This is a genomic window from Sporosarcina sp. FSL K6-2383, assembly GCF_038618305.1.
Taxonomy (GTDB): domain Bacteria; phylum Bacillota; class Bacilli; order Bacillales_A; family Planococcaceae; genus Sporosarcina.
In genome coordinates this window covers 2276397-2288566 of sequence record NZ_CP152017.1, presented here as the reverse complement: position 1 = coordinate 2288566, position 12170 = coordinate 2276397, and the positions used below count along the sequence as shown (strand labels likewise).

Below are 12170 nucleotides of genomic sequence, written 5' to 3'. Positions count from 1 at the left end.
TCACTCCCTCGCCTCGTATATACCATCCCATTTATCATGCCATATTTAAACATTTATTTCAGCACACTTGAAAAATATTGAATAGTGGAATATCTTTGCTCGGAAATGAATAACAGAATATACTTACTATAATAATAGTTTTGCGATGAAAGGAGGTAGTTTTTTGAAAGAAGCGGAAGTGGCTTACGCAAACCTTGCTCGACCGTTTGCCTGTATAGACCTCAATGCATTAGATCGAAATATTGCATTTGTCAATGAATCATCAGGGAACAAAGGGGTGCGTATCGCAACAAAATCGGTGCGCTCAGTAGAATTACTACGTTACATAGCTGAGCATCTTACTCATCCGGCAGGTTGGATGACATTCGATCTTTGGGAAACACTTTACCTCCTTGAATGCGGATTCGATGATTTGTTGCTTGGCTATCCACAATACGAAGCGCAGCCATTGGAGTGCATCATTCCTTTTATTCGTGAAGGTCGCACGGTTATTTTTATGATTGATTGTATTGAACAGTGGCAATGGCTAGATGTAATTGGTGAGAAGCATGATATTGTATTTGAGATTTGTCTTGATTTGAATGTGTCGACTGATTTTAAATTGCTTTATTTTGGAACGAAACGTTCTTCACTGCGGACGATGCGCGATATTGAGCAGCTATTGGCCAGTGGGCGTTCGTTCACATATACGAGCATCACGGGTGTTATGGGCTATGAGGCCCAAATTGCAGGGGTGACAGATGTGCCTGTCGCTCGTTGGCAGCAATTTGTTATGAAACAATTGAAAGGAATCGCGCGTAAAAATGTCCGCCATTTCCGTAGAAATGCTGTCGAACTTGTCAAGAACAATGTGAAGACACTTCGATTTGTCAACGGTGGTGGTTCAGGAAGCATCGACTTCACATCGGGAGAAGAGGAAGTAACGGAAGTGACGATCGGCTCGGCTTTCTATTTTCCAGCACTGTTCTCGCGCTATCACAATTTGCCGCTTGAGCCGGCAGCGACATTTGCATTACGTGTCACTAGACAGCCTGAACAAGGGATTATCGTTTGTCAGGGTGGAGGTTATATTGCATCGGGTGCAGTAGGCGTCGATAAAAATCCGGTGCCGATTTGGCCGAACGACCTTTCGTATCTAAAAAATGAAGGGGCGGGCGAAGTGCAGACACCGTTAGTAGATCGACAAGGAACGGTAGAAATCGGTGACACTGTCTATTTTCGGCATGCTAAAGCGGGGGAATTATGTGAGCGTTTTGCTGAATTACATGCAAGAAGAGGGTCAGCATATGCAGGTGCCTATAAAACGTATAGAGGAGAAGGCAGATGTTTTCTATGAATAGACCGAAAAAAGTAGTCAAGTGGACGAATTGGGCAAAAAATGTCAAGGCAATTCCCGATTATTATCATTTTCCAAAAAGTATCAGCGACATACAGGATACCGTCAATAGTTGCCGAATTCGCGGTGCAACTCTACGTGTGACGGGGGCAGCTCATTCATTTAGCCCGGTAGCACAGCCAGAAAGTGATGCGATGTCACTCGATTATTTGCATGGATTAATTTCATATGACAGTGAAGTGATGGAAGCCAGACTGTGGGCTGGGACATATTTGTATGAGGCGGCGCCACTTCTTGCCTCTATAGGGATGGCGCTCGAAAATATGGGAGATATTCAGCGGCAAACAATTGCCGGAGCGATCAGTACAGGAACACATGGGACAGGACTTGCGTTTGGTTCATTATCAGATCAAGTCATTGCTTGGACATGGGTGGATGGAAAAGGAAATGTCAGACACCATAGGCGAGCGGATGACGATTTGTCGAAAGCACTCAGCTTGTCGCTAGGCATGCTAGGCGTTCTTGTAGATGTGACAATCCGAACGGTTCCTCTTTACAGTTTGCAAGTGACAAGCTACAAGCGCTCACTTGCTACAGCGCTTACTGAATGGTCGTCCGGACTTCAGAATAATCGACATTTGGAATGGTTTTATTTCCCTGGAGCAGATACGGTCCAAGTGAAAAAAACGAATAGTATTCCGCTGGTGAAACAAAGTGTGCAATCCAAAGCGGTTGATTTTATGAAAAATGGATTGGTGGAAACAGCCGCTTTCAAAACTATTTCTGAAATATGTCGCATGAAACCGGAAATGTCCCGAAAAATGACCGATTTATCAGCAAAGAGTGTTCCAACTGGCTCAAAAGAGGGTCTATATTATGAAATCTTCCCGTCGCCCAGGTTAGTCAAGTTTTCGGAAACAGAATATGCCATTCCTTTGGATAGATTTGAAGCATGTATGGAAGAAATTCATGCGTTTTTACGTGCTCATCCGTTTTTCGTTCATTTTCCGATTGAATGTCGTGTAACAGCTGGTGAGGACGCCTTTCTTAGTCCAACGCAAGGTGAGTCAACTGCATTTTTAGCCTTTCATATGTATAAGGGAATGGATGATGGACCTTATTTCAAATGGGTCCATCGATTAATGGCAACCTATGGTGGTCGACCTCATTTTGGCAAGATAAATGATTTAACGGGTGAAAAAATGCAGGAGTTATACCCTAATCTAGATCGCTTCATGGCAATTCGTGCGCAATGTGATCCAAATAGTGTTTTCATGACAAACTATTTACACTCTATCTTTATTATTTGAAGATTCTTATCGGAAATCAAACGAGTCATTACAATTACTTATGAAAGACTATAAATATAATGTATTTTACTTATGTACGTTGGTATTATATGATGGACTAGGGAAAAGACGCTTACCCGTCTTCAGGAGAAGACAGGCAAAGCCTCTGCAAATATCACGGATTTTGTAGAGAAGTTTTTCGAACCTGCTCGAAAAAATCCGGATGTAATTACGCCGAGGCGTAATTAATTTACAGCCTTTTCAGCAGTTATAGTAAAAAAGGAGGAATTTAGTAATGGCAAAAAGCAATTTGCACAACAGCCGTCAATCATTCGATTTGAATGGCAAGACGTATAACTATTACCGTCTAGCTGCACTCGAAGAAGCAGGCATCGCAAACATTTCAAAACTACCTTATTCCGTAAAAGTACTACTTGAATCCGTACTACGTCAACATGACGGTTATGTCATCAAAGACGAACACGTCGAAAACCTAGCAAAATGGGGCAAAGATGCGGACGCGGATGCAGAAGTACCATTCAAACCGTCACGCGTTATCCTTCAAGACTTCACAGGTGTACCTGTTGTCGTTGACCTTGCAGCACTTCGTTCAGCAATGGCGAAAATGGGTGGAGACCCGAACAAAATTAACCCTGAAATTCCAGTGGATCTAGTTATTGACCACTCGGTACAAGTTGACCGTTACGGAACACTTGATGCATTGCAAAAAAACATGGAGCTTGAGTTCGAGCGTAACGCGGAACGTTATCAGTTCCTAAGCTGGGCACAAAAAGCTTACGATAACTACCGTGCAGTACCACCTGCAACAGGTATCGTTCACCAAGTTAACCTGGAGTATTTGGCAAACGTTGTCCATGCAATTGAAAATGCAGACGGCACATTCGAAACATACCCAGATACACTTGTTGGAACAGACTCACATACAACAATGATCAACGGTATCGGTGTGCTTGGATGGGGCGTTGGTGGTATCGAAGCTGAAGCAGGAATGCTTGGACAGCCTTCATACTTCCCAATTCCAGAAGTTATCGGTGTTAAACTTGTTGGAGAGCTTCCAAACGGAACAACTGCAACTGATTTAGCATTGAAAGTAACACAAACATTGCGTGCACACGGCGTTGTTGGTAAATTCGTTGAGTTCTTCGGACCTGGCGTTTCTAAATTACCACTTGCAGACCGTGCAACAATTGCAAACATGGCACCTGAATACGGTGCAACTTGTGGTTTCTTCCCAGTTGACGAAGAAGCGTTGAACTATATGCGCTTAACAGGCCGCGAAGAAGAGAATATCCAAGTTGTTAAACAATATTTGATTGAAAACGATATGTTCTTCACAGCTGATAATGAAGAGCCGACGTATACTGAAGTTGTGGAAATTGATTTATCTCAAATCGTAGCGAACCTTGCTGGACCGAAACGTCCACAGGATATGATTCCACTAACAGACATGCAACGTTCATTCAACGATGCAGTTGTAGCTCCTGAAGGGAACCAAGGTTTCGGTTTCACACCGAAAGAACTTGAAAAAACGTCTACAATCAATTTTGAAGATGGGCGCACTGTTGACCTTAAAACAGGGGACCTAGCAATCGCGGCAATCACATCTTGTACAAACACATCTAACCCATACGTTATGTTAGGTGCGGGTCTTGTTGCGAAAAAAGCTGTCGAAAAAGGGCTTACGCCACCAGCTTACGTGAAAACGTCATTGGCACCAGGTTCTAAAGTTGTTACAGGATACCTGCAAGATTCAGGTCTTAATAAATACCTTGACGAAATCGGCTTCACAACAGTAGGTTACGGCTGTACAACATGTATCGGTAACTCTGGGCCACTTCTGCCAGAAATCGAAACAGCGATTACAGGTAACGATATGTTAATGTCATCGGTTCTTTCGGGTAACCGTAACTTTGAAGGACGTATCCACCCACTTGTGAAAGCAAACTACTTGGCTTCACCGCCACTTGTTGTTGCGTATGCACTTGCTGGAACTGTCGATATTGACTTTGAAAAAGATCCAATTGGTCAAGATAAAGACGGCAACAACGTCTTCTTCAAAGACATTTGGCCAACAACAGAAGAAGTACAGGCTGTTGTGAAAGCAACTGTTACACCTGAGCTATTCCGTAAAGAATATGCACGCGTATTCACGGAAAACGAAGCATGGAACGCTATTGAAACAACTGATGATTCCTTGTACGATTTCGATGAAAACTCAACATATATTCAAAATCCACCGTTCTTCGAAGGACTTGCAAAAGAACCAGCTGACATTCAAGCACTTTCAGGGCTACGTGTTATTGGTAAATTTGGTGATTCCATCACAACGGACCACATTTCACCAGCAGGCGCAATCGGTAAAGATACGCCAGCAGGGAAATACTTGCTTGACAATGGCGTTAGCCCACGTTTCTTCAACTCTTACGGTTCACGTCGTGGGAACCATGAAGTGATGATGCGCGGTACGTTTGCGAATATCCGTATTCGTAACCAGATTGCAAAAGGTACAGAAGGTGGCTTCACTACTTACTGGCCGAATAAAGAAATCATGCCGATCTATGATGCAGCGATGAAGTACCAAGAAGACGGTACAGGTCTTGCAATCATCACTGGTAAAGACTACGGAATGGGCTCTTCACGTGACTGGGCTGCGAAAGGTACATCTCTTCTCGGTATCAGAACGGTTATCGCTGAAAGCTATGAGCGTATCCACCGTTCAAACCTTGTGATGATGGGTGTACTTCCACTTCAATTCATGAAAGGCGATAGTGCTGAAACACTAGGCCTTACAGGTGAAGAAGCAATTAGCGTTAACATCGCGGAAGGCGTAAAACCACGCGACATCTTGAAAGTAACAGCAACAGCTACAGACGGTTCTGTTAAAGAATTTGACGTGCTTGCACGTTTCGACTCTGAAGTTGAAGTTGACTACTATCGTCACGGCGGAATCCTACAGATGGTTCTTCGTGATAAAATGAAAGAAGCTTAATTAGTTGAAAGGGTGTCCGAGTTAATCGGACACCCTTTTTCACGTTCTTTTTGTATAATAAATGATGAGGTGAGAGATAAGTGTATATAAGTGAAAAAGAAATTGAAATTAGATATGCAGAGACAGACCAAATGGGGGTTGTCTATCATGCAAACTACTTAGTGTGGATGGAAATAGGGCGCACGAAATTAATTGAGGATCTTGGCTTTACATATGCAGGGCTCGAAACAGAAGGCTATTTGTCGCCTGTGACAGATTTATCAATCCAATATAAGGCGGCAATGAAATATGGGCAGAAGGCTATTATTCGGACATGGGTCGAATCACATGGCAGATTGCGTACGACATACGGCTATGAAATCCTCCATGCGGACGGTACGCTTGCCGCAACAGCCACATCAGAACACGTTGTCGTCAAAAAAGAGAACTTCCGACCGGTTTCCCTTCGGAAAATCGCCCCAGAATGGGATGCAAAGTACGTCGAAATTCGTCGGGTGGCAGACTAATGGCATTTGGCATTAAGCGGGACGAACTTGTTGCTTGGAAAAAGACTGTGGGCAATGGGGAAATTGCTTTTCTGACACATTATTGGTTAGATGAACGCTTTCCAGACTGTCATACAGTCACAAAGGCAGGATGTGCAGATCTTGATAAGCTAATGGCATGGGGGAAACAATATGGCTTGAGGCCTGAATGGATCGACCACCGAAATGATTATCCGCATTTCGATTTATTCGGTAAGCATGAGCATGATATTTTACTAGCAGAAGGATTGTCGGAACAGCTCGAACGATTCGGCTTATTACACGATATAAAAAAAGCGTGAAGGCACAGTGCCTCACGCTTTTTCATATGAGTAAATGAGTTCGTCTACAGTGGGATCTACATTGACATGTAGGTTATGTTCTTGAAAATACCATTCATCTCGACGTTCAATATAGTACTGGACACCCTGATGTTCGGTTTGAACAACAGCCTCATCAGGGTCTTCCATTCTGACGCCGAGTGAAAAACCTTCATGTAATGGGCTAGCTCCACCATATCTCGCAAAAAATTGAATGCTATCTCCTGATTTAACTGCCATCTCTTCTTTAAACCAGTTTAAGGCCTCAGTTGATAAGATAATCTCCATTTGCCCACACCAACCTTTCAGTTACTGCCTTCATTGTATTACAACCACTTCACTTTTGGCTCGGTTCCTGCTCTGATACGGGCGATGTTAGCTCGATGACGATAAAAGATGAAGGTTGCAAAAAAGCCAATCATAATGATTAAGGTGAAATCCCCTGTTCTTACATAATGAATGATACTGTAGAGTAGACCAACAGTAGCCACCATCATTGACGAGAGTGATACCATTTTCGTTATTTTTAAAATAAGAAGAAACGTGATGAAAAGCAAGACAAAGGCGAACCAATTATAGCCTAACAGCACGCCGCCTGAGGTTGCTACCGCTTTGCCCCCTTTGAAGTGGGCGAAGATAGGATACATATGACCAATGACTGCAATAATGCCCGGGATGAGTGGGTGAACGTTTGTCTGTTCGAAAAAAGGCAAGACCACTAACAAAACGGCAGCTGTTCCTTTTAAAATATCAAGTAATGTTACAGCAATACCTGCTTTTTTACCCAAAACACGAAATGTATTCGTTCCACCTAAATTACCACTGCCATGTTGGCGGATATCCATTTTGTAAAATAACTGTCCGACCCATAATGCGGATGGGATGGAACCAAGTAAGTAAGCAATAACTAACAGTAAGATTGTTTCCATTTTATACCCCTTTTATATAGTTCTATAGTATTTTTAGTTTAGCAGAATAAAGAGGTTACTACAATGCCATCCTCTAGAGAATCCTACAGGTTTAGTTAAATGCTGGCAGTAAGTTTGGGTACGAACACTTGATTCAAGCAAGTATCATTTATCGAATGAGCATTGCATTAAATCGTCTTCTTCTATACAATTAGTGGAGCAAGCTTCAGGGAACGTTGATTTGACAACCTTCTAAGGAAGCGGTACGATTACATAAAAGAGAACATTCGTTTGATGGAGGTCGTAATTTGACAAAACAACAGGAAATATTTAACTATGATGATGATTCGATTCATGTACTAGAGGGTCTTGACGCAGTTCGTAAACGTCCTGGTATGTACATAGGATCTACCGATTCTCGCGGACTGCATCATTTGGTCTATGAAATCGTTGATAATGCAGTGGATGAGGCACTAGCAGGGTTTGGTTCTGAAGTGGATGTAACTCTTCATACAGATGGCAGTGTCAGTGTTCGAGACTACGGACGCGGAATGCCAACAGGGATTCATGCGACGGGGAAGCCAACTGTGGAAGTTATTTTAACAGTCCTCCATGCAGGAGGTAAATTTGGTCAAGGTGGTTATAAAACGAGTGGTGGACTTCATGGTGTTGGAGCATCAGTTGTCAACGCATTATCAGAATGGCTGGAAGTAACTATTTTCCGTGAGGGTAAAAAGTTCCGTCAACGTTTTGAACAAGGTGGAAAGCCCGTCACAACACTCGAACAGATAGGCACAACACGTGATAAAGGTACGCTTATCCATTTCAAACCGGATCCGTCTATTTTTTCTACGTTAAAATATCAATATGAAACATTAAGTGAACGATTACGCGAGTCTGCTTTCTTGTTAAAAGGGCTAAAAATAGAGCTAAAAGAAGAAGGAACGGATAAGCACGAAGTTTTTCATTATGAAACTGGAATTGAAGCCTTTATCTCTTATCTTAATGAAGAGAAGGACGTGCTGCACCCTGTTGCTTATTTGGACGGGGAATCAGACGGAATTGAAGTCGAGTTTGCATTCCAATTCAGTGATGGTTATTCAGAAACTATTTTGTCATTCGTCAATAACGTAAGGACAAAAGATGGTGGAACACACGAAACGGGTGCGAAAACGGCAATGACCCGCGTATTCAATGAATATGCGAAAAAAACAGGCTTATTGAAAGAGAAAGATAAGAATCTAGAAGGCTCGGATATCCGTGAGGGAATTTCAGCGATTGTATCCGTACGTATACCTGAGGAAATCCTGCAATTTGAGGGGCAAACGAAGGGTAAATTGGGGACAAGTGAAGCCCGTGGGATTACAGATGCCATCGTGTCTCAGAAATTGCTCTATTTTCTTGAAGAAAATGCAGATTTGAGTGCATCACTTGTCAGAAAAGCCATTCGTGCACAACAGGCTCGAGAGGCGGCACGGAAAGCACGTGAAGATGCGCGTTCTGGGAAAAAGAGAAAAAGAGCAGATACATTACTGTCAGGAAAATTAACACCAGCACAATCGAGAAACGCAGCGAAAAACGAACTGTACCTTGTCGAAGGTGACTCTGCGGGAGGATCTGCAAAGCAAGGTCGTGACCGTGTATTCCAAGCTATTCTGCCGTTGCGAGGGAAAGTACTCAACACTGAAAAAGCAAAACTTGAAGATATCCTAAAAAATGAAGAAATCAACATGATTATTCATGCCATCGGGGGCGGCGTCGGCTCGGACTTCCAGGTAGAAGATATCGCTTATGATAAAGTCATCATCATGACGGATGCCGACACGGACGGTGCACATATTCAAGTGCTACTATTAACGTTCTTTTATCGCTATATGAAACCATTGATTGAAGCGGGTAAAGTGTATATCGCATTACCACCACTTTATAAGGTTTTTAAAGGTGCAGGAAAGAGTGAGAAGCTCGCCTATGCATGGACGGAAGCTGATTTGGATGAGGCTATGAAAAAAATCGGTAAAGGTTATATGCTACAGCGCTATAAAGGGCTTGGTGAAATGAACGCCGATCAGCTATGGGATACGACGATGAATCCAGAAACTCGTACTCTCATAAGGGTCACAATTGAAGACAATGCAATATCCGAACGCCGTGTCACAACATTGATGGGTGATAAAGTAGAGCCAAGAAGACGTTGGATTGAAGAAAACGTCGACTTTGGTATGCAGGAAGAACATAATATTTTAGACAATGAATTTTTGCACGTCGAGGGGGACTTTGAATGACTTTAGAAGAACGTTACCAGGATCTACCCTTGGAAGAAGTGATTGGTGACCGATTTGGACGCTATAGTAAATACATTATTCAGGACCGAGCGTTACCAGATGCGCGCGACGGCTTGAAGCCCGTTCAGCGACGCATTATGTATGCTATGTTCCATGAAGGCAATACCCATGACAAAGCGTTCCGTAAATCAGCTAAAACAGTTGGTAACGTTATCGGTAACTATCATCCTCACGGTGATTCGTCTGTCTATGAAGCAATGGTACGAATGAGTCAGGACTGGAAGCTGCGTCATATGATGATTGAAATGCATGGCAACAACGGTTCTGTCGATGGTGACTCTGCTGCTGCCATGCGTTATACTGAGGCACGTTTATCTGCAATTGCGGGTGAAATGATGCGGGATCTCACTAAAAACACAGTCGATTTCATCCCTAACTTCGATGATACAGAGCCGGAACCGACTGTTTTACCTGCGCGTTTTCCGAACTTGCTTGTCAATGGCTCAACAGGTATATCTGCGGGTTATGCAACAGATATTCCACCACATGCATTGCATGAAACCTTAGATGCAGTGTTAATGCGCATGGACAACCCAGACGTTTCTGTTGATGAATTAATGACGGTCATCAAAGGCCCGGATTTCCCGACTGGGGCTATCATCCAAGGAACGGATGGCATTAAAACAGCCTACGAAACAGGTAAAGGCCGTTTTATTATCCGTGCCAAAACAGCTATTGAACCATTAAAAGGCGGCAAGTCACAAATCGTTGTGACAGAAATCCCTTATGACGTTAACAAAGCCAATATGGTAAAGAAAATGGACGAGCTTCGTCTGGATCGCAAATTAGATGGAATTGCTGATGTACGAGATGAGTCGGATCGCACTGGCCTTCGTATTGTCATCGAACTGAAAAAAGACATCGACGGAAATGGTATTTTACAATACTTATTAAAAAACACGGACTTACAGGTGACATACAACTTCAATATGATTGCTATTTCTGATCGTAGACCAAAGCTGATGTCACTACCGATGTTGCTAGATGCCTATATTGGGCATCAGAAGGACGTTGTGACACGTAGATCACAGTACGACATCCGAAAAGCGCAAGACCGTTTACATATCGTCGAGGGGCTTATGAAGGCTTTATCCATTTTGGATGAAGTTATCAAAACCATTCGTGGATCAAAAGATAAACGCGATGCGAAAAATAATTTGATTGCCAAGTTTTCATTTTCTGAAATTCAGGCGGAAGCAATTGTTTCACTCCAACTTTACAGACTAACAAATACTGACATTACTGAGTTACAGCAAGAAGATGCTGAGCTGCGCAAGCTGATTGAACAGCTTGACGCAATCCTGAAAAGTGATAAAAAATTGTCTGCTGTTATTCAAAAAGAGCTTATTGCGATTCGGAAGCAATTTGCAGAACCACGTCGTTCTGTAATTGTCGAAAAGATCGAAGAAATCAAAGTTGATCTTGATATTTTGGTACCGAGCGAAGAAGTCATTGTCTCGGTGACGAAAGACGGTTATGTCAAGCGGACAAGCGTCCGTTCTTACGGAGCGTCTAATGGCACAGGTCATGAAATGAAGGAATCCGATTATAGCTTGTTGGAAGCGCCAATGAATACGCGGCACCATTTGCTATTATTCACATCGGCAGGGAACTATCTCTATCAGCCTGTGCATGAATTGCCGGATATTAAGTGGAAAGATCTTGGTCAGCATATTTCTAGTATCATTGCATTAGAACAGAATGAATCGATTATTGCTGCCATTGGGCTTGAAAACTTTGATGAAGAGTCGTTCATATTGACTTCATCGAAAAATGGAGCCGTTAAACTGTCTAAATTAGCGGATTATCAGGTGCAGCGCTATTCAAGAACATTTAAAACGATGGGTATTAAAGAAGGCGACCAAATGATAGATGCACGTCTTGTTACAGGGACAGAGGATGTTATTCTGTTTACACATCAGGCTTATGCACTCCGTTTCCCACTTGCTGAGCTGTCCGTAACAGGTATACGCACAGCTGGTGTTCGTGGTATTAATTTGAAAGACAAAGATTATGTAGTAGCGATGGAAGTCGCTCAAGATGACGGGGCTTCCATCTTAGTAGCAACACAGCGCGGAACCGTGAAAAGAATGGGCTTGAAAGAGCTAGATAGTGCAGCGCGAGCACAACGCGGTGTCGTTGTACTGAAAGAGTTGAAATCAAATCCTTATCGTATCGTTGGAGCTAAGATGGTAACGACCGATGAAATTGTTGTATTGGTAACGGATAAAGGTAGTAAATTAGCTATTGTTGCGGGATCATTGCGTCCAGTCGATCGTTACTCGAATGGTAGTACGTCGGTGGATGAGAAAAAAGATGGCAGTGTCATGCATATTTATAAGGATCCAAAGGCAGAGGTTGAATAAAGAAGGGAAGTCACGGGGATAAATTCCTCGTGACTTTTTTGTAGTGTAAGTCGTAATAATTGGATACTAGGAGGT

Annotated in this window: 9 protein-coding genes; 7 read left to right on the top strand and 2 right to left on the bottom strand. The window is 42.8% G+C overall.

Annotation, left to right across the window (positions count from 1 at the left end):
- The first annotated feature begins 163 nt into the window (after nucleotides 1-163).
- The 5 genes from MKZ10_RS11240 (at nucleotide 164) to MKZ10_RS11220 (ending at nucleotide 6461) form a co-directional block, all read left to right on the top strand.
- Nucleotides 164-1336, top strand: coding sequence for an amino acid deaminase/aldolase (locus tag MKZ10_RS11240; protein WP_342505047.1), 1173 nt, complete (start codon nucleotides 164-166; stop codon nucleotides 1334-1336).
- Nucleotides 1324-2646: a D-arabinono-1,4-lactone oxidase gene (locus tag MKZ10_RS11235; RefSeq protein WP_342505046.1), complete on the top strand. Its 1323-nt coding sequence runs from the start codon at nucleotides 1324-1326 to the stop codon at nucleotides 2644-2646. Before MKZ10_RS11240 ends, MKZ10_RS11235 begins: the two co-directional genes overlap by 13 nt.
- A gap of 274 nt (nucleotides 2647-2920) precedes the next feature.
- A complete protein-coding gene (acnA, locus tag MKZ10_RS11230) occupies nucleotides 2921-5635 on the top strand; it encodes an aconitate hydratase AcnA (protein WP_342505045.1) in 2715 nt (904 codons plus the stop codon).
- Between the two features lie 80 nt (nucleotides 5636-5715).
- The gene (locus tag MKZ10_RS11225; RefSeq protein ID WP_342505044.1) at nucleotides 5716-6141 is read left to right on the top strand and encodes a thioesterase family protein; all 426 of its coding nucleotides are present in this window, start codon (nucleotides 5716-5718) and stop codon (nucleotides 6139-6141) included.
- A complete protein-coding gene (locus MKZ10_RS11220) occupies nucleotides 6141-6461 on the top strand; it encodes a hypothetical protein (protein WP_342505043.1) in 321 nt (106 codons plus the stop codon). The genes MKZ10_RS11225 and MKZ10_RS11220 overlap by 1 nt, the downstream gene beginning before the upstream one ends.
- A gap of 12 nt (nucleotides 6462-6473) precedes the next feature.
- Here MKZ10_RS11220 and MKZ10_RS11215 read toward each other — a convergent pair whose 3' ends face one another.
- Nucleotides 6474-6767, bottom strand: coding sequence for a hypothetical protein (locus MKZ10_RS11215; RefSeq protein WP_342505042.1), 294 nt, complete (start codon nucleotides 6765-6767; stop codon nucleotides 6474-6476).
- Between the two features lie 38 nt (nucleotides 6768-6805).
- On the bottom strand, nucleotides 6806-7408 hold the full coding sequence (plsY, locus tag MKZ10_RS11210; RefSeq protein WP_342505041.1) for a glycerol-3-phosphate 1-O-acyltransferase PlsY: 603 nt from the start codon (nucleotides 7406-7408) through the stop codon (nucleotides 6806-6808).
- Between the two features lie 287 nt (nucleotides 7409-7695).
- On the opposite strand from plsY, the gene parE reads away from it, so the two are divergent.
- Together parE and parC are read left to right on the top strand one after the other, a co-directional pair.
- Nucleotides 7696-9669: a DNA topoisomerase IV subunit B gene (parE, locus tag MKZ10_RS11205; protein WP_342505040.1), complete on the top strand. Its 1974-nt coding sequence runs from the start codon at nucleotides 7696-7698 to the stop codon at nucleotides 9667-9669.
- On the top strand, nucleotides 9666-12095 hold the full coding sequence (gene parC, locus MKZ10_RS11200; RefSeq protein WP_342505039.1) for a DNA topoisomerase IV subunit A: 2430 nt from the start codon (nucleotides 9666-9668) through the stop codon (nucleotides 12093-12095). The genes parE and parC overlap by 4 nt, the downstream gene beginning before the upstream one ends.
- Nucleotides 12096-12170 lie beyond the last annotated feature (75 nt).